The following is a 17,181-nucleotide window of genomic DNA, read 5'->3' as shown; positions in this document are numbered from 1 at the left end:
TTACTCTTTGTCCAGCTTGCCAACCAGCGACAGGGTGAAATCGGCACCCATGTACTTGAAGTGCGGACGCACGTTCAAGCTGACGCGGTACCAGCCCGGCTCGCCTTCAACGTCGCTGACGATCACTTGCGCAGCACGCAGCGGACGACGGCCACGCACTTCGGCGCTCGGGTTTTCCTGGTCGGCCACGTACTGGCGGATCCACTTGTTCAGTTCCAGCTCGAGGTCGGTACGTTCTTTCCACGAACCGAGTTGCTCGCGCTGCAGCACTTTGAGGTAGTGAGCCAGGCGGTTGACGATCATCATGTACGGCAGTTGGGTGCCGAGCTTGTAGTTCAGCTCTGCCGCCTTGCCTTCTGCGCTGATGCCGAAGAACTTCGGCTTCTGCACCGAACTGGCGGAGAAGAACGCCGCGTTGTCGGAGCCTTTGCGCATGGTCAGGGAGATGAAGCCTTCCTCGGCCAGTTCGTATTCACGACGGTCGGAGACCAGAACCTCGGTAGGGATCTTGGTTTCGATTTCGCCCATGCTTTCGAAGTGGTGCAACGGCAGGTCTTCAACTGCGCCACCGCTCTGTGGGCCGATGATATTCGGGCACCAGCGGAATTTGGCGAAGCTGTCGGTCAGCTTGGTGCCGAACGCGAAAGCGGTGTTGCCCCACAGGTAGTGCTCGTGGCTGTTGGCGACGGTTTCCTTGTACACGAACGATTTCACCGGGTTTTCTTCCGGATCGTACGGGTTACGCAACAGGAAACGCGGCACGGTCAGACCGACGTAACGGGAGTCTTCCGAAGTACGGAAGCTCTGCCATTTGGCGAATTGCGGGCCTTCGAAGTGGTCTTTCAGATCTTTCAGATCCGGCAGGCCGGTGAAGCTTTCCAGACCGAAGAATTTCGGGCCGGCCGCCGCGATGAACGGCGCGTGGGACATGCACGAAACGCTGGCCACGTACTGCATCAGTTTCACGTCCGGCGAGCTTGGGGACATGAAGTAGTTGGCGATGATCGCGCCCACCGGCTGACCACCGAACTGGCCGTATTCAGCGGTGTAGATGTGCTTGTACAGGCCCGACTGCATGACTTCCGGCGAGTCTTCGAAATCGTCCAGCAGGTCTTCTTTGGAGACGTTGAGGATTTCGATCTTGATGTTTTCGCGGAAGTTGGTGCGATCGACCAGCAACTGCAGGCCACGCCACGACGATTCCAGAGCCTGGAAGTCCGGGTGGTGCAGGATCTCGTCCATCTGACGGCTGAGCTTGGCATCGATCTCGGCGATCATGCGGTCAACCATGGCCTTCTTGACCGGCTCACCGTTGTTCTGCGGCTTGAGCAGTTCTTCGATGAACGCCGACACGCCACGCTTGGCGATGTCGTAGGCTTCGTCGTCCGGAGTCAGACGGGTTTCGGCGATGATGCTGTCGAGAATGCTGTACTCGCCGCTTTCGGCGCTCTTCTCTTGTGCTGCGCTAGTGCTCATTGTGTTGGCTTCCTTGGCTGGAGTCTCAGGCGTCCGGGGCTGCGGCGTTCAGGCCCAGCTCACCGAGTACGCGACCGCGGGATTCGTCGACGGCGAGCACGCCTTCGATCGCTTTACGGAACGCAGGTGCGTTACCCAGCGGGCCTTTGAGGGCCACCAGCGCATCGCGCAGTTCCATCAGTTTTTTCAGCTCAGGCACTTGCTCGACCAGGCTGGCCGGGTTGAAGTCCTTCATCGAATTGACGCGCAGTTGCACAGCCAGCTCGTCGGCCTCGCCATCTTCCTGCAGACGGTTCGGCACGCTCAGCGTCAGACCCAGTTCTTGCTTGGCCAACACTTCGTCGAAGGTCATCTTGTCGATGCTGATCGGCTTGCGATCTTCGATTTTGCGATCGTCCTTGCGGTGGGTGTAGTCACCGATTGCCAGCAGCTTCAGCGGCAGTTCAATCTCTTCCTGAGCACCGCCGGTGGCGGGTTTGAAGGTGACGTTGATGCGTTCCTTGGGGGCTACCGAGCCTTCTTTGGCCATGGCTTTTCTCCTTGCGGTTGTGGCCCTGGGGCCTATTCGAGTACCACTTCGAGATCGAGGTGGCACAGCCTGCGATAAATCTCTTCCTTGCGTTCACGCACTGCATGGTTCTGCGGCAACAACTCGCAGCAACTGTGCAGCAGGTGCAGCACTTCCAATGCAAGATCGGGCTCCCAGGCGTGCAGGCCTGAGTCCTGTAATGTCTGATCGAGGGTTTCCAGCTGGTTCTTGGCCAGTTCGTATTTCTTGGCCATGAAGCACAGTCGCGCGAGGGCGAACTGCCAGAAAAACCGCTCGCGGCCACCGTGGGCCGACTGCAGCCCCTGCTTGAGGATTTGCACGGCAGGCTTGAGGCCTTCCTTGCGCAGCAGCGGCAGCACTTCCTGCAAGGCCTTTTCCCAGGCCGGCTGGGTTTCAACGTCGTCGGTTTCAACCTTGCGCGGCGCGCTGGCGCTTTGCAGGTGCGGCATGACATTGCCGGCGATCCACGCCCGGGTGGACGGATCGGCAAACGGCGCGCCGTCATGGAAACGACACTCGATGATGCCGGGCAGGCGCTGAACCAAAAGCGCGAAGTGGATTTCCACTTCGCGCATTGCCATCTCGGCGTTGAGGTTCTGGAGACATTCCCAGACCATCCTCTGACCATCGAACCAGAACGGCGCCTTCGCCAGGCTCGCCTCCAGTTCCACCAGCAGGTCGGCGTATTTGCCCTGATCGAAGCGATCCTGATACTGCTTGAGCTTGTCGACAGGCAGACCGCGCAGCACGGTGATCTGCTCGGCATTGCGCTCAGGCACCGCGTCGATCGGCAGCCAGAGCAAAGTGCGGTTCAGACGCAGGGCGCGCAGGTCGGTGGCCTTCTGCTTGAGCCACCAGGCACACAACGGACGCGCGCTTTCCTGCTGGGCGCGCAGAGCCTTGTAGGCGTCTTTTTCGTTGTCGATCGGTGCGCCGGGGGTCAGCAACTGGCTCGCGGCCTGCTTGACCTGCGCCACCGCTGCGCCCACCACACCGGGGGCCGGCTGGTTGTCGGCGGCGCGCTGGATCATGGTTTTCAAGCGACGCGAGAGCGGCAGCAACAGCGGCGCGTCGTCGCCCAAGTGCTCGGTGCACGCGGCATCGAGGCCGGCCAGATGCTCGGACAACTGCCGGAACATCGGCAGCTGTTCCTTGATCGCGATGTTTTCGGTGAGCACCTGCTCCAGACGCGGCACCAGCCAGCCGATAGCGGCGGCACGGGTGCGCGGTTTGAGCGGGTGAACGTCGGCCCAGTGATTTTCCGACAGATGGTGCAGCAGACCGAGGCCGGCCAGCAGCCCGGGGAAGGATTCACGCTGGTACAACGACCAGGTCAGCCAGGCGCCGACGCGCAAATCCTTGGATTGGGTACGCAGCAGATTTTCGCTGTTTTCACGGATTTTCAGCCAGTCGATCTGCCCGCTTTCGTGCATCGACGAAGCCTTGGCCAGCTCGCTTTCCAGCGCCTCGAATTCGCTCGAAAAACGAACGTCTTCGCCCGCGAAATTCTCTTTGGAAACAGAGACTTTTGCGAGTTCGAGGTAATGGGCAGAAAGTTTGCTTGAGTAGGACATCCATGGCCTTTAATTAGGATTACAGTCATGCGCCTATTGGAGTTGCCACGGCGCGGGACAGTATCGAAGAGCGGTGAAGCGACTCATCCAATTGAGATGTGCTCTTTCAAGTGCGCGCATCGTAATCACTATGATGGCCACTAGCAAGCATCTGGTTAAACAACAAGACGAAGTGTTCATTGGGCCGTGTAGGAGATCGCCCTATATGTTGCAGGGGAATCCCTGATATCGATTTATATTGCACGCATCTGCCCTACCCCCTCAAAACCCTTGATCCAGAGCGGCGCGATCCCGCCTGAGCGTACCGACCCGAGCGTTCGTCCCATTACACGGCGGCAAGCATGACAATTCTCGAAAAAAATAGAAGTAGGATTCTTCCGAAAATTCACTGGATTTTATAAAAATTTACCGAAGACAACACCCGACAACAAAAGTGCCATCAATTTGATGTCATTTCATTTTTCTGGAACTTTAGAAGCCCCGAAAGTAATTGCACTTTAGTGCTAACTCAATATTTATCGAAGCACCTTCCTACAGCCATTTCCTACTGTCTTAACAACACTTTCACGCCCGGAATACTCTGACAAATGTCAGGGATACTTCTTACATCAATTTATTTCCCGCATTGCTAGCTTGCTTGAGCAAATTCTTTTCGCGTGGCGATCAGGGACGATCGAACACCGCGCATCGACTCACCTGCTTAAGGACAAGCGTATGTTCAGCACGGGCAGTTGCGCGCCTTTTATTCTGCTCATCCCCGGCGTTCGCCACGACTTCAAGGTGCTCGCATTTGAGGGTGCTGAAGCCATCAGCTGCCTGTACGCGATCCGAGTCGAGCTGGTCAGCGAACGTGCAGATATCGATCTGGAAAGCCTGCTCAGTCAGCCGGCATTTCTGCAATTCGGGTTCAACAACGAAGGTATTCACGGACGCATTGAAGATGTGCGGGTGGGTGAAAGCGGAACGCGCTTGACCCACTATGAGCTGACGCTGGTGCCTGCGTTGCATTACTTGCAGTTCAGTCATGATCAGCGGGTTTTTCAGCAGCGTACGGCGCCGCAGATCATCGCGCATGTGCTCAAGAGGCATGGCATTCAAGGTGATGCGTTTACCTTCCATGTCACCCCGAATCCGCCACGCGACTATTGCACTCAGTACGCGGAAAGCGACTTTGAATTCATACAGCGCCTGTGCGCCGAGGACGGGATAGCCTGGCATCACCAGCATTCGGCGGACGGCCATTTGCTGGTATTTACCGATGACCAAGTGTTTCTCCCAAAGCTGGCTGTGACGCCGTATTTGCAAGAATCCGGCATGGTGGCCGAGCATCAGGTGGTCAGCCGATTCTGTGTGCGCAACAGCACGCGCACCAGTACCGTCACTCGTCGTGACTACGACCTGAAACGCCCGAGCCTGTTGCTTGAAGGCCGCTTCACCGCCGGATTCACTCCAACATTGGAGGACTACCGTTATCCATTGCTGATCGAGAACGAAAGGCGCGGCAAGCAAATTACCCGGCAGGCATTGGAGCGCCACCGCAGCGATTATGAACTGGGCGACGGAGCGAGCGATCAGACGAATTTGCGTAGCGGCCACTTGTTTGAGCTGACCGGACACCCGCGAAAAAAGTGCAACGACCTGTGGCTTCTGCTCAGCGTCGCCCATGAAGGCCGACAGCCACAAGTGCTTGAGGAGTCCGCCTCCAGCGATGTCAAATCCGCCGACGGTTTCACCCAGGGTTACCGAAATCGCTTCAGCGTGATTCCCGCCGAGGTGGTTTTCCGGCCTCCGCTACCGGCGCCACGTCGTCCGCTGGTGACTCAGACCGCACGGGTTACCGGCCCCGAAGGCGAAGAGATTTATTGCGATGAGTTCGGTCGCGTGAAGATCGAATTTCCCTGGGATCGCAAAGAACTCAACAGTGAGCGCAGCAGTTGTTGGGTACGCGTAGCGAGCAGTTGGGCCGGCGATCATTTTGGCGCAGTGACCATTCCGCGGGTTGGCATGGAAGTCGTGGTGTCCTTTTTGGAGGGCGACCCGGACAAACCACTGATCACCGGTTGTGTGTCCAACAGAGTTACCGCGCCGCCCTACTCGTTACCCGACCACAAGACCCGAACTGTATTGCGCAGCGAAAGCTCGCCGCGCAATGGCGGTTACAACGAACTGTCGATCGAGGATCGTGCCGGGCAAGAGCTCATCTATGTGCGCGCACAGCGCGACATGGCGCAAAAAATCGGCAACAGCCTTCAACTGGAAGTGGGCAACGAGCGCCGCGAAACCATCAATGGCAACAGTTACACCCATGCTGGCCGGTCTCTCAACATTGAGGCCGGCCAGCAAGTGCTGCTCAAGGCTGGCGCCAGTGTGGTGCTGGATGCCGGCGCCAGCATCACGCTGAAGGCTGGCGGCCATCACCTCGTGATCGATAGCGGTGGCATTTTCACCAGCACTGAGATCGAACCGGGCCGCAAGCCGCAAGACAGGGAAGCGCCCCAGCCGCTGCTGCCTGGACTGGATGGCGCATTGCCCAGTGCGCCAGCGGTACACGAACGCGCAGAGGAAGAGCTTGAGGAAGAGGAGGAAGAAGTCGACCTGGAGGATGAGACGCCGGGGGGAATAACTTTGCGTATCGGGGTGTTTTTCGATGGCACGGGGAACAACAAGGCCAACAGCGAGACGGTCGCAGCATGTTACGCCCCGGACGCCAATCTTGCGGAGGCGGCTGCAGAGATCCAGCAGCACTGCGCCACCTACGGTTACGACGGTGATGGAAACTCGCCGGATAACAGTTATGGGAATGATGTGAGCAATATTGCGAGGTTGTATGAGCTTTACACCGACGACACTTACAAGCTTTTACCAGTGTCCGCAAAAACTGCATCGATAGCGGTTTACATAGAAGGCGTCGGCACCAAAAGCAATGACGCCGACTCTCTCTACTCACAAGCAACAGGTAGGGGTGAAACAGGAGTAGTCGCTCGTGTTGAGCAAAGTCCGACATTTATCAGACAACAAATACAGCAGCTGATTGAACGGAACCCAGAATTGGTAATTCAACGAATCGAATTCGATATTTTCGGTTTCAGCCGAGGAGCCGCAGCAGCCAGACACTTTGCAAATGAAGTGCTTAAGGGTAATGAGGGGCTACTCGCCAAGTCGCTTTCCAGCGGCTTGGCTGAAGGCTTCTACTGGCGATTCAAGGTCGATACGGAGATCAACTTCATTGGGCTTTTTGACACCGTTGCAGCAATCGCCAACCCATGGCTGCTCGATTTTACCGGCGCCAACAGTAGAAACCCCGGCCTCGAGTTGAAGCTGCCTGATGGTTGCGCCAACAAAATAGTCCACCTGGTTGCCCGTGATGAATATCGCGAGAACTTCGCACTCAACAGCCTGGGCGACATCGATCTGGTCTTGCCCGGCGCTCACTCGGATCTGGGCGGCGGCTATTTGCCTAAAGCCAAGGAAAAACTTCTGCTGAGCAACCCGCTCACCAGCACTATCAGCCGAGACAAGGACGCGACCCGCAGTGCAGCCTATGCTGCTGCCGAAAAAGAAGCCTATGCCTGGTATGCGAAAGGCGTCATCGAAGAGGACACCGCGGGCAGCCATTTACACGTTGCACTTTGGGAAAGAGCCGTGACTCAACCAACGGAAAAAGGTGGATACAGACAGGATCCCCAGAAGCGGGTTTACGCGGCGGCCAGCATTGAGCGACCAGTACACGGGGAGCTGTCTCTGGTGTATCTGCGCATCATGCGTGAGCTGGCGGTCAGACATGGAGTCCCATTCGAGGTCATTGACGAAAATGAGCCAAGACTGTCCTTACCGACGGAATTGATCCCGATACACGCCAAGCTTGAAGCTTATGCGCTTGGAAAATCATCTGTCGAAGGCCTGACCATCAAAGAAAGGGAATTGTTACGTAGCCGCTATATCCATCTTTCCGCTCACTGGAATGCAGCCAAGGGCTTGAACAGCAGCGACATGAACATCGTTTTCATCAACCGCCCGGCCAAGAGCAACCAACGAGTGGTGCACCCCCATGAATGACTTCACTCGACCTCTCGGCAAAACAATATGTTTCCTGCTTGGCATATTTTTGGCCGGCTGTGTACAAGACGTCTCCCCTGCTGCAAAGAAGCAGCCCTGGTTCCTTGGCTTTGGAGCACCGGACTACATGGAGGTCTGGATTGAAACCGCCGATGTGGTGGATATCCGGGAGCGAGTGTTTCAGCGTGCCGGATCGGGTATTGCATCAGTACAGAATCCCGTGGAACACAAAGGCAACCCCGCGGGTTGGCCAGAAAACCCTGGAAGTGGAAAAGGCAAGTATGTAACGGGTGCCGACCTGCCCCGCTTGGTCTACGTACGCTGGCAATCTCTGGCCGAACCTCAGACTTATGAAGCCTATATCGTCATCCCCGAATCAGCCCGGGAGATCATGCGCAAACCCGAAAAAGCGTTCTGCAACTTTGACTCTAAGTGGGTTACTGAATTGCGCAAAAACCTGGTGATTGGGCTGGCACCCGGCGGCATTGCCAAAGTATGGCTCACTGGAACATGCCTCAAGGCAATCGAGATTGCCCGGATCGTAGGCACCGTGAATAAAAAGGGTCCATACCAAGGGAAAAATGAAGGCCGCTATGGTCTGCCCCTTGAGCCGGAGTCCAGGGCCTACGTGGAAAAATTTGGAATTCCTTATGGCTCTTGGTAAGGACAGCCCGGTGATCACGCCGAGAAGGTCGACCCTTCGCATCAAGACACTCACAAGCCTGTTTACAGGACTACTGCTGGCGGTTTGCACTCAAATTCATGCGCAAGCGAAAGACAAACTGCCCTGGTTCCTTGGCTTTGGAGCACCGGATTACATGGAGGTCTGGATTGAAACGGCCGATGTGGTGGATATCCAAGAAAGAGTGTTCCGGCGGGCAGGATCAGGCATTGCTTCAGTACAGAGGCCTGACGATCAAAAAGGTAACCCCGCTGGCTGGCCGGACAACCCCGGCAGCGGGAAAGGCAAATATATGACCGGCGCCGATTTACCTCGCCTGATCTACGTGCGATGGCAGTCACTGGCCGAACCCCAAACCTACGAGGCGTACATCGTAATTCCCGAATCTGCACGGGAAATCATGCGCAAACCCGAAAAAGCGTACTGCAGGTTTGGCTCAGAGTGGATCACCGAATCCCGTGACAATATGGGTATCGGTCTGGCCCCCGGCGGCATTGCAAAGGTTTGGCTAGGGGGAGCCTGTTTGAAGTCGGTCGAAATTGTCCGCGTGCAAGGAACCATCAACCCCAAAGGCCCCTACGAAGGCAAATCCGGCGGTAAACATCGACCTCTTTCTGATGCCTCAAAAACCTACATCGAAAAATTCGGCATCCCCTTCGGGAGCTGGTAAGGAGCTTTACCTCATGGAATTGAAACCCCTGTTGTTCGCAGCACTGCTGTGGCTTCCCGTCACTCAAGCCTCTGCAGACACCCCGCCACTGGACGGTCATTATTATCTGACCGGTGCAATGGAAATGGGCGCCGAATTGCTGCTGCGCAAGGACGGCACGTTTGACGCCGGCGTGTCGTATGGCAGCGCAGACGGCTTTGCCAAGGGCACCTGGCAGATGCAAAACAACACCGTGACGCTGAAGAGCGATACTAAACCGGCGTCGGACAGCGATTTGTCCGGCCTGTTTCAGGATCTGCAACTGGCGATCGAACCGAACTGTCTGGCCGTGGATTTCGGCAACGGAAAGGCCTGCTTTCGGCGTCAATAAGCCGATTTACGGCCACAAAAAATGGGCACCCGACCGCAATCGGTGTGCCCATTTTTTATTGCGGTACTCCCCGTCATTCAGGGAGTTCGCCGCAATTTAAGGATTGACGCTGTCTTTCAACGACTTGCCTGGCTTGAATGCCACGGTGTTGCTGGCCTTGATCTTCACCGGCTCACCGGTTTGCGGGTTCTTGCCGGTGCGGGCGCCGCGGTGGCGTTGCAGGAAGGTGCCGAAGCCCACCAGCGTGACGCTGTCCTTGCGGTGCAGAGCGCCGGTGATTTCTTCGAGGACGGCGTTGAGAACGCGGTTGGCCTGTTCTTTGGTCAGATCCGCTTTTTCAGCGATTGCAGCGGCGAGTTCTGGTTTACGCATTAGTGAAGCCCCTTTGACGGTTTTTTGTTGTTATGTCCGTGCTGTTCTCGTTGGAACAGCGCCCAAGGCGCCGCAGGCTCTACTCTGCGGCAGACGGGAGTGAGAATGGCACGCGGATACCGGCGGCGCCAGTCTCCCCGCGACCTTTGTAGGGGCAAAAGCGGGGTGATTCCGACAGAACGACCGGTATTTACGCCAGCAGGGCCGGAAGCTGTTTGTTCAGAGCAAGTTTTTCCATCACCGCCGCGCCGGTCAGTGCATAGCCGAGCAACTGACCATCGGCACCGTGGCACAGAGCCTTGATGTCGGCGCCCTGCCCTTCGACGGTCCAGACGCCTTCGCTGCCCCGAGGCGGTGGCGAAACGACCAACGGGCACACCGGAGTTTTCACCGTGATCGGCATCGGGCCGTAAGTCACGGCCGTCGGATTGCCCGCCAGAGTTTGTGCCAGCGCACGCGCACAGCTCATGAGGGGCATCACGTACAACAGATTCAGCCCATCGACCTCGGCGCAGTCGCCCAGGGCGTAGATATTGGCGTGGGAAGTCTTCAGGTAGCGGTCGACTACGACACCGCGATTTACCTGCACTCCGGCCGCCGCGGCCAGATCGATGCGCGGGCGCAGGCCAATGGCCGACACCACCACATCGCAGGCAATCACCTGCCCGTCGGACAGATGCGCTTCCAGCCCGTCTGCGACTTTTTGCAGGCGGGTCAGCACCGGGCCGAGGTGAAAACGCGCGCCCAGGCTTTCCAGCCCGGCCTGCACGGCGGCCGCAGCGGCCGGGTGCAGCAGCATCGGCATCACTTGCTCGCACGGCGCGACCAGTTGCACCTCGTAACCACCGAGGATCAGGTCATTGGCAAATTCGCAGCCGATCAGGCCCGCCCCCAGCAGCAATACGCGGCGTTTGCCCGCAGCGGCTGCACGAAAGCGCGCATAGTCTTCGAGATCGTTGATCGGGAATACCAGCTCGGAGCCATCACCCTCGATCGGCACACGCACGGTTTCTGCGCCCCAGGCAAGGATCAGGTCGCGGTAGTACACCGCTTCTTCGCCGATCCACAGGCGCTTGTGGCCGGCGTCGATGCCGCTGATGCGCGTGTGAGTGCGCACTTCGGCCTTCAACTGCTCGGCCATGGCGCCGGGTTCGGCCATGCTCAGGCCATCGGCGTCCTTGTTCTTGCCGAAACCGGTGGAGAGCATCGGCTTGGAGTAAGAGCGCCCGTCATCGGCGGTAATCAGCAGCAGCGGGGTTTCGCCATCGAGTTTGCGAAACTCCCGGGCCAGGTTGTAACCCGCAAGCCCGGTGCCGACGATTACGACAGGTGCGTTCATGCCTTACTCCTTGGTTTTTCTCAGTTGATTTCGATCATTTCGAAGTCCGACTTGCCCACGCCGCAGTCCGGGCACAGCCAGTCTTCCGGCACGTCCTGCCACAGGGTGCCCGGCGCGATGCCGTCATCCGGCCAACCGTCAGCTTCGTTGTAGATCAGGCCGCAGACGATGCATTGCCACTTTTTCATTCAGGTACTTCCTCAAGATTCAGGCTTTTGTCGGCGCGGATGGTCGATGGTGGTTGCGCTGCCATCCGGCTCAGGGCGTTTTGTACTGAGGGTGCCGGGCAGATGCAAGCCTGTTCGGCGCAACGGCGCCCCGGATCCATCCAATTCGCAGCACGCCATGTTAAGCTCGCCGCCTCATTTGCGGCCAATAATGACTCATTGTGCAACATTCAAATGCCTGCCCGGCCCCGCTCTGGCTGACTCAAAGCCGACTGACGCCCCTTCCCGATTCGTTGACCCTGGACTGGTTGTTCGACGAAGGTTCGCTGACCCGCCGCCTGACGCGGCTGTCGAACGACGGCTTCAGCGTCATGCCATTGTTCGAAGGCTGGGACACCCTGCGCAGCGACGAATGCGCAGCACTGGATCTGGCCGAAGGCAGCGAAGGCTGGGTGCGCGAGGTGTATTTGCGCGGTCACGGCGAAGCCTGGGTGTTCGCCCGCAGCGTGGCTTCACGCGCCGCCCTGCAAGGCGACGGCTTGCACATGGACGAACTCGGCAGCCGCTCGCTGGGCGAACTGCTGTTTTGCGACCACGCCTTCCAGCGCCGCGCCATCGAGGTCTGTCACTACCCGCAGGACTGGTTGCCGCCAGCCTGCCGCGCCCCCGAGCTGTGGGGCCGGCGCTCGCGTTTCGACCGTGGCGCCTTGAGCGTACTGGTGGCGGAGATTTTCCTGCCGACCCTGTGGAACGCCGCCCGCGCCCATCCGGAGAACTGCTGATGTACCAGAGCCTGCTCAAGTCCCTGAACCGCTTGAACCCGCGCGCCTGGGATTTCATTCAGTTGACGCGCATGGACAAGCCGATCGGCATTTACCTGCTGCTGTGGCCGACGCTGTGGGCACTGTGGATTGCCGGCAAGGGTTCGCCATCGCTGGCCAACATCGCGATTTTTGTCCTCGGCGTGGTGCTGACCCGTGCCGGTGGCTGCGTGATCAACGACTGGGCCGACCGCAAGGTCGATGGCCACGTCAAACGCACCGCGCAACGACCGCTGGCCAGCGGCAAAATCAGTTCGAAAGAGGCACTGGTGTTCTTCGCGCTGCTGATGGGCGTGAGTTTCCTGCTGGTGCTGTGCACCAATGCGCCGACGATCTGGCTGTCGCTGGGCGGTCTGGCACTGGCGTTCACCTACCCATTCATGAAGCGCTACACCTACTACCCGCAAGTGGTGCTGGGCGCGGCGTTTTCCTGGGGCATGCCGATGGCGTTCACCGCCGAGACCGGCGCGGTGCCCGCCGCCGCCTGGCTGCTGTGGATCGCCAATCTGCTGTGGACGGTGGGTTACGACACGTATTACGCGATGACTGACCGTGACGACGACCTGAAGATCGGCGTGAAATCCACGGCGATTCTGTTCGGCGATGCGGATCGGGTGATCATCCTGACGTTGCAGGCGCTGTCGCTGGGCTGCCTGTTGCTGGCCGGGTCGAAGTTCGAGCTGGGCATCTGGTTCCATCTCGGCCTGTTAGTGGCCGCTGGATGCTATGCGTGGGAGTTCTGGTACACCCGTGATCGCGACCGGATGCGTTGCTTCAAGGCGTTTTTGCACAACCACTGGGCCGGGTTGGCGATTTTTGTCGGGATCGTGCTGGATTACGCGTTGCGCTAAACACAAACCTGTAGGAGTGAGCCTGCTCGCGATGACGGTGTATCAGCCACATTGCTGTTAACTGATACACCGTCATCGCGAGCAGGCTCACTCCTACAGGGGGTTTGCGTTTACTTGTGCTCGTGCACCACGTGCCACATCTCCTTCATGCCGTCACCTTTCATTTCTCCAGGTTTTTCGTCCTTCATGAAGGTGTACAACGGCTTGCCGTCATAAGCGTATTGCATCATGCCGTCATCGCGTTTGATGACCGTCCATTTGCCTTCAGCCTTGGCACCCGCTGGCGCCATCATCGGTGGCCAGTTCTTGGCGCAATCACCGTTGCACATCGACTTGCCGCCAGCGTCTTTGTCGAACGTATAAACGGTCATGCCTTTGTGGTCGACCATCATGCCGTCCTTCATCATGGCGGGCTCGGCCGCCATGGCTAATCCAGGCAATGCCAGTGCAGCAGCCAGCAGCAGAGCTTTGAAAGAAGCAGTCATTTGTGTCATGGAAACCTTCTTTTGTGGTTGTCAGGATTCGGACTTAGAGCTTAGTCCAGGATCACGCCAACCGCCGGGCGACTAAAATACTGTCACACGACTGCAATAATTCCGTTATCTAATGCGGCGCAAGACAGTTAAATGACAAGAGGATTAAGGCATGGTTGGCAGGAGCATTCTGATCGTCGACGACGAAGCGCCCATTCGCGAAATGATCGCCGTTGCGTTGGAAATGGCCGGCTATGACTGCCTCGAGGCGGAGAACTCGCAGCAGGCACACGCCATCATCGTTGACCGCAAACCGGACCTGATCCTGCTCGACTGGATGCTGCCCGGCACCTCCGGCATCGAACTGGCCCGCCGCCTCAAGCGTGACGAGCTGACCGGGGACATCCCGATCATCATGCTCACCGCCAAGGGCGAAGAGGACAACAAGATCCAGGGTCTTGAAGTCGGCGCCGACGACTACATCACCAAACCGTTTTCCCCACGCGAACTGGTCGCCCGCCTCAAGGCTGTGCTGCGCCGCGCCGGTCCGACCGATGGCGAAGCGCCGATCGAAGTCGGCGGCCTGCTGCTCGACCCGATCAGCCACCGCGTGACCATCGACGGCCGTCCGGCCGAGATGGGCCCGACCGAATACCGTCTGCTGCAATTCTTCATGACCCACCAGGAACGCGCCTACACGCGCGGGCAGTTGCTGGATCAGGTCTGGGGCGGCAACGTCTATGTTGAAGAGCGCACCGTCGACGTGCACATTCGCCGCCTGCGCAAGGCCCTCGGCGACGCCTACGAAAATCTGGTACAAACCGTGCGCGGCACCGGCTACCGGTTTTCCACCAAGGCCTGATCCAACCGCCAGACTCGCTGACAAGGACCGTATTTTCCGTGAATCAAAACTGGCATGGCACCCTGATTCGCCACATGCTGTTGCTGGTCACAGCGTGTCTGGTGATCGGCCTGATCACCGGCTACTACGGCTGGAGCCTCGCAGCAGGCCTGGGGATTTACCTGGCCTGGACGCTCAAGCAACTGCTGCGTCTGCACGAATGGCTGCGCCTGCACCAACCCGATGAAGCACCGCCCGACGGCTATGGCCTGTGGGGCGAGGTGTTCGACAGCATCTACCACCTGCAACGCCGCGATCAACGGGTACGCGGGCGCCTGCAAGCGGTGATCGACCGGGTGCAGGAGTCCACCGCCGCGCTCAAAGACGCGGTGATCATGCTCGACAGCGACGGCAACCTGGAATGGTGGAACCGCGCCGCGGAAACCCTGCTCGGCCTCAAGACCCCGCAGGACAGCGGCCAACCGGTGACCAACCTGGTACGGCATCCGCGCTTCAAGGAATACTTCGAGCAGGAAAGCTACGCCGAACCGCTGGAAATCCCTTCGCCGACCAATGATCGCGTGCGCATTCAGCTGTACCTCACACGCTACGGCAACAACGAACACTTGATGCTAGTGCGCGACGTTACGCGCATCCATCAGCTGGAACAGATGCGCAAAGACTTCATCGCCAACGTCTCCCACGAACTGCGCACACCGCTGACAGTGATCTGCGGCTACCTGGAAACCCTGCTCGACAACGTCGAGGAAGTGAACCCGCGCTGGAGCCGCGCCCTGCAGCAGATGCAGCAACAGGGCGGACGCATGCAGACGCTGCTCAACGATCTGCTGTTGCTGGCGAAACTGGAAGCCACCGATTACCCGTCGGACAACCAGCCAGTGCAGATCGACGCCCTGCTGCAGTCAATCAAGAGCGACGCCCAGCAGTTGTCCGGGCAGAAGAACCAGAAAATCACCCTCGAAGCCGATGCGCGCATCCTGCTCAAGGGCAGCGAGGCGGAACTGCGCAGCGCCTTCTCCAACCTGGTGTTCAACGCCGTGAAGTACACCCCGGCCGAGGGCAACATCCGCATTCGCTGGTGGGGCGACGAGCAAGGCGCGCACCTGAGAGTGCAGGATTCCGGGATCGGTATCGACAGCAAACACCTGCCGCGCCTGACCGAACGCTTCTACCGCGTCGACTCCAGCCGCAACTCCAACACCGGCGGCACCGGGCTCGGTCTGGCGATCGTCAAACACGTGTTGCTGCGCCACCGCGCGCGAATGGAGATCAGCAGCGTGCCCGGTCATGGCAGCACGTTCACCTGCCATTTCGCCCCGGCCCAGGTGGCCCAGGCACGGGCCATCAGCGCCGCCGAGTGATACCGGCCAGCACGCGCCACTAGGCAATCGCCATGTCAGCCGCTACATTGGATGACTTGCGTCTGCCTTTCAGGCGCGATTTCTTCTCTCTTACGAATCACACGGAACCTGCAAAACTCCATCATGGACCCTTCCCCTGGCTTGTCCCTCGCTACGATTTTCGCCGATTTCGGCATGATTCTTTTCGCTCTGATCCTGGTTTTGCTCAACGGCTTTTTCGTTGCGGCGGAATTCGCCATGGTCAAACTGCGCTCGACCCGGGTCGAGGCCATCGCTGACAAGAACGGCTGGCGCGGGCACATCCTGCGCACCGTCCACAGTCAGCTCGATGCGTACCTCTCGGCGTGTCAGCTCGGTATCACCCTCGCCTCTCTCGGCCTCGGCTGGGTCGGTGAGCCGGCGTTCGCGCACATTCTCGAACCGCTGCTGAGCGCGGTCGGCGTGCAGTCGACGGAAGTGGTCAAGGGCATTTCGTTCTTTACCGCGTTCTTCATCATTTCCTACCTGCACATCGTCGTCGGTGAACTGGCGCCCAAGTCGTGGGCGATCCGCAAACCCGAGCTGCTGTCGCTGTGGACGGCGGTGCCGCTGTACCTGTTCTACTGGGCGATGTACCCGGCGATCTACCTGCTCAATGCCAGCGCCAACGCGATTCTGCGGATCGCCGGTCAAGGCGAACCCGGCCCGCACCACGAACACCATTACAGCCGCGAAGAACTGAAACTGATTCTGCACTCCAGCCGTGGTCAGGATCCGAGCGACCAAGGCATGCGCGTGCTGGCCTCGGCGGTAGAGATGGGCGAACTGGAAGTGGTCGACTGGGCCAACTCCCGCGAAGACCTGATCACCCTCGAATTCAACGCGCCGCTGAAAGAAATTCTGGCGATGTTCCGTCGCCACAAGTTCAGCCGGTATCCGGTGTACGACAGCGAGCGCCAGGAGTTCGTCGGCCTGCTGCACATCAAGGACCTGCTGCTGGAACTGGCGGCGCTGGACCACATTCCGGAGTCGTTCAACCTGGCTGAACTGACCCGTCCACTGGAGCGCGTGTCGCGGCACATGCCGCTGTCGCAGCTGCTGGAGCAGTTCCGCAAGGGCGGCTCGCACTTCGCCGTGGTCGAGGAGGCCGACGGCAACATCATCGGCTACCTGACCATGGAAGACGTGTTGGAAGTGCTGGTCGGCGACATTCAGGACGAACACCGCAAGGCCGAGCGCGGGATCCTCGCGTATCAGCCGGGCAAGCTGCTGGTGCGTGGCGATACGCCGCTGTTCAAGGTTGAGCGCCTGTTGGGGATCGACCTGGACCACATCGAAGCCGAAACCCTGGCTGGCCTCGTTTACGAAACCCTGAAGCGGGTGCCGGAAGAGGAAGAAGTGCTGGAAGTCGAAGGCCTGCGAATCATCATCAAGAAGATGAAAGGGCCGAAGATTGTGCTGGCGAAGGTGTTGATGCTGGATTGATCGCGATTGCAGGACAGCTTTTGTGGCGAGGGAGCTTGCTCCCGCTCGGCTGCGCAGCAGTCGCAGAACTGTGTGCCAGGTGTATCTGATCGA

At 58.8% G+C, this 17,181-nt stretch carries 16 protein-coding genes; 9 read left to right on the top strand and 7 right to left on the bottom strand.

The genetic code is table 11. The features are described 5' to 3' along the window. The 3 genes from tssC to tssA are packed head-to-tail and all read right to left on the bottom strand — an operon-like array spanning nucleotide 1 to nucleotide 3,600. Entirely contained in the window at nucleotides 1–1,476 is a 1,476-nt protein-coding gene (gene tssC, locus M0814_RS10570; protein WP_003229584.1) for a type VI secretion system contractile sheath large subunit, read from the bottom strand. Between the two features lie 25 nt (nucleotides 1,477–1,501). Next, entirely contained in the window at nucleotides 1,502–2,005 is a 504-nt protein-coding gene (gene tssB / locus M0814_RS10565; protein ID WP_103483747.1) for a type VI secretion system contractile sheath small subunit, read from the bottom strand. A 32-nt stretch (nucleotides 2,006–2,037) separates the two neighbouring features. Then, nucleotides 2,038–3,600: a type VI secretion system protein TssA gene (gene tssA, locus M0814_RS10560; protein ID WP_003229588.1), complete on the bottom strand. Its 1,563-nt coding sequence runs from the start codon at nucleotides 3,598–3,600 to the stop codon at nucleotides 2,038–2,040. Between the two features lie 714 nt (nucleotides 3,601–4,314). On the opposite strand from tssA, the gene tssI reads away from it, so the two are divergent. The 4 genes from tssI to M0814_RS10540 are packed head-to-tail and all read left to right on the top strand — an operon-like array spanning nucleotide 4,315 to nucleotide 9,378. Continuing rightward, entirely contained in the window at nucleotides 4,315–7,656 is a 3,342-nt protein-coding gene (gene tssI, locus M0814_RS10555) for a type VI secretion system tip protein TssI/VgrG (RefSeq protein WP_103483748.1), read from the top strand. Continuing rightward, nucleotides 7,649–8,320 carry a DUF2931 family protein gene (locus tag M0814_RS10550; protein WP_103483749.1) on the top strand — a complete coding sequence of 224 codons (672 nt, stop codon included), beginning with the start codon at nucleotides 7,649–7,651 and terminating at the stop codon, nucleotides 8,318–8,320. The genes tssI and M0814_RS10550 overlap by 8 nt, the downstream gene beginning before the upstream one ends. Then, nucleotides 8,307–9,008: a DUF2931 family protein gene (locus tag M0814_RS10545; RefSeq protein WP_103483750.1), complete on the top strand. Its 702-nt coding sequence runs from the start codon at nucleotides 8,307–8,309 to the stop codon at nucleotides 9,006–9,008. The genes M0814_RS10550 and M0814_RS10545 overlap by 14 nt, the downstream gene beginning before the upstream one ends. A 13-nt stretch (nucleotides 9,009–9,021) precedes the next feature. After that, nucleotides 9,022–9,378, top strand: coding sequence for a hypothetical protein (locus tag M0814_RS10540; protein ID WP_103483751.1), 357 nt, complete (start codon nucleotides 9,022–9,024; stop codon nucleotides 9,376–9,378). A gap of 96 nt (nucleotides 9,379–9,474) precedes the next feature. Here M0814_RS10540 and M0814_RS10535 read toward each other — a convergent pair whose 3' ends face one another. The 3 genes from M0814_RS10535 to M0814_RS10525 all read right to left on the bottom strand — a co-directional run bounded on the left by M0814_RS10535 (nucleotide 9,475) and on the right by M0814_RS10525 (nucleotide 11,277). After that, nucleotides 9,475–9,750 carry an HU family DNA-binding protein gene (locus M0814_RS10535; RefSeq protein WP_003213368.1) on the bottom strand — a complete coding sequence of 92 codons (276 nt, stop codon included), beginning with the start codon at nucleotides 9,748–9,750 and terminating at the stop codon, nucleotides 9,475–9,477. Nucleotides 9,751–9,940: 190 nt separating this feature from the next. Next, nucleotides 9,941–11,089 (bottom strand): FAD-dependent oxidoreductase, encoded by a 1,149-nt coding sequence (locus M0814_RS10530; RefSeq protein WP_103483752.1) that lies wholly within the window; start codon nucleotides 11,087–11,089, stop codon nucleotides 9,941–9,943. A 20-nt stretch (nucleotides 11,090–11,109) separates the two neighbouring features. Beyond that, nucleotides 11,110–11,277 (bottom strand): rubredoxin, encoded by a 168-nt coding sequence (locus tag M0814_RS10525; protein WP_003229600.1) that lies wholly within the window; start codon nucleotides 11,275–11,277, stop codon nucleotides 11,110–11,112. A 200-nt stretch (nucleotides 11,278–11,477) separates the two neighbouring features. Between M0814_RS10525 and M0814_RS10520 the strand changes: the two genes are divergently transcribed. Both M0814_RS10520 and ubiA read left to right on the top strand, forming a co-directional pair. Next, entirely contained in the window at nucleotides 11,478–12,038 is a 561-nt protein-coding gene (locus M0814_RS10520; RefSeq protein ID WP_103483753.1) for a chorismate lyase, read from the top strand. Beyond that, the gene (gene ubiA, locus M0814_RS10515; RefSeq protein WP_103483754.1) at nucleotides 12,038–12,928 is read left to right on the top strand and encodes a 4-hydroxybenzoate octaprenyltransferase; all 891 of its coding nucleotides are present in this window, start codon (nucleotides 12,038–12,040) and stop codon (nucleotides 12,926–12,928) included. The genes M0814_RS10520 and ubiA overlap by 1 nt, the downstream gene beginning before the upstream one ends. A gap of 110 nt (nucleotides 12,929–13,038) precedes the next feature. On the opposite strand, the gene M0814_RS10510 is transcribed toward ubiA, so the two are convergent. Next, complete coding sequence (locus M0814_RS10510; protein ID WP_103483755.1) at nucleotides 13,039–13,422, bottom strand: hypothetical protein; 384 nt, start codon at nucleotides 13,420–13,422, stop codon at nucleotides 13,039–13,041. A gap of 151 nt (nucleotides 13,423–13,573) precedes the next feature. On the opposite strand from M0814_RS10510, the gene phoB reads away from it, so the two are divergent. From phoB to M0814_RS10495, 3 genes are all read left to right on the top strand, one after another. After that, nucleotides 13,574–14,263, top strand: a complete 690-nt coding sequence (phoB, locus tag M0814_RS10505) for a phosphate regulon transcriptional regulator PhoB (RefSeq protein ID WP_003229608.1) — start codon at nucleotides 13,574–13,576, stop codon at nucleotides 14,261–14,263. Between the two features lie 74 nt (nucleotides 14,264–14,337). After that, entirely contained in the window at nucleotides 14,338–15,624 is a 1,287-nt protein-coding gene (phoR, locus tag M0814_RS10500) for a phosphate regulon sensor histidine kinase PhoR (RefSeq protein ID WP_247868486.1), read from the top strand. 123 nt (nucleotides 15,625–15,747) lie between these two features. Continuing rightward, nucleotides 15,748–17,088, top strand: a complete 1,341-nt coding sequence (locus M0814_RS10495) for a hemolysin family protein (protein WP_103483757.1) — start codon at nucleotides 15,748–15,750, stop codon at nucleotides 17,086–17,088. The last annotated feature ends 93 nt before the right edge of the window (nucleotides 17,089–17,181 follow it).

Origin of the sequence: Pseudomonas sp. MWU12-2020 (assembly GCF_023100605.1) — a bacterium.
In the GTDB taxonomy this organism is placed as follows: Bacteria; Pseudomonadota; Gammaproteobacteria; order Pseudomonadales; family Pseudomonadaceae; genus Aquipseudomonas; species Aquipseudomonas fluorescens_H.
Note: the sequence above shows the minus strand (reverse complement) of the source record. Positions and strands in the feature narration are given on the sequence as shown.

Coding starts and splice junctions, on each gene's coding strand:
- tssC (WP_003229584.1), bottom strand. CDS start 1,476: ATGAGCACTAGCGCAGCACAAGAGAAGAGCGCCGAAAGCGGCGAGTAC.
- tssB (WP_103483747.1), bottom strand. CDS start 2,005: ATGGCCAAAGAAGGCTCGGTAGCCCCCAAGGAACGCATCAACGTCACC.
- tssA (WP_003229588.1), bottom strand. CDS start 3,600: ATGTCCTACTCAAGCAAACTTTCTGCCCATTACCTCGAACTCGCAAAA.
- tssI (WP_103483748.1), top strand. CDS start 4,315: ATGTTCAGCACGGGCAGTTGCGCGCCTTTTATTCTGCTCATCCCCGGC.
- M0814_RS10550 (WP_103483749.1), top strand. CDS start 7,649: ATGAATGACTTCACTCGACCTCTCGGCAAAACAATATGTTTCCTGCTT.
- M0814_RS10545 (WP_103483750.1), top strand. CDS start 8,307: ATGGCTCTTGGTAAGGACAGCCCGGTGATCACGCCGAGAAGGTCGACC.
- M0814_RS10540 (WP_103483751.1), top strand. CDS start 9,022: ATGGAATTGAAACCCCTGTTGTTCGCAGCACTGCTGTGGCTTCCCGTC.
- M0814_RS10535 (WP_003213368.1), bottom strand. CDS start 9,750: ATGCGTAAACCAGAACTCGCCGCTGCAATCGCTGAAAAAGCGGATCTG.
- M0814_RS10530 (WP_103483752.1), bottom strand. CDS start 11,089: ATGAACGCACCTGTCGTAATCGTCGGCACCGGGCTTGCGGGTTACAAC.
- M0814_RS10525 (WP_003229600.1), bottom strand. CDS start 11,277: ATGAAAAAGTGGCAATGCATCGTCTGCGGCCTGATCTACAACGAAGCT.
- ubiA (WP_103483754.1), top strand. CDS start 12,038: ATGTACCAGAGCCTGCTCAAGTCCCTGAACCGCTTGAACCCGCGCGCC.
- M0814_RS10510 (WP_103483755.1), bottom strand. CDS start 13,422: ATGACACAAATGACTGCTTCTTTCAAAGCTCTGCTGCTGGCTGCTGCA.
- phoB (WP_003229608.1), top strand. CDS start 13,574: ATGGTTGGCAGGAGCATTCTGATCGTCGACGACGAAGCGCCCATTCGC.
- phoR (WP_247868486.1), top strand. CDS start 14,338: ATGCTGTTGCTGGTCACAGCGTGTCTGGTGATCGGCCTGATCACCGGC.
- M0814_RS10495 (WP_103483757.1), top strand. CDS start 15,748: ATGGACCCTTCCCCTGGCTTGTCCCTCGCTACGATTTTCGCCGATTTC.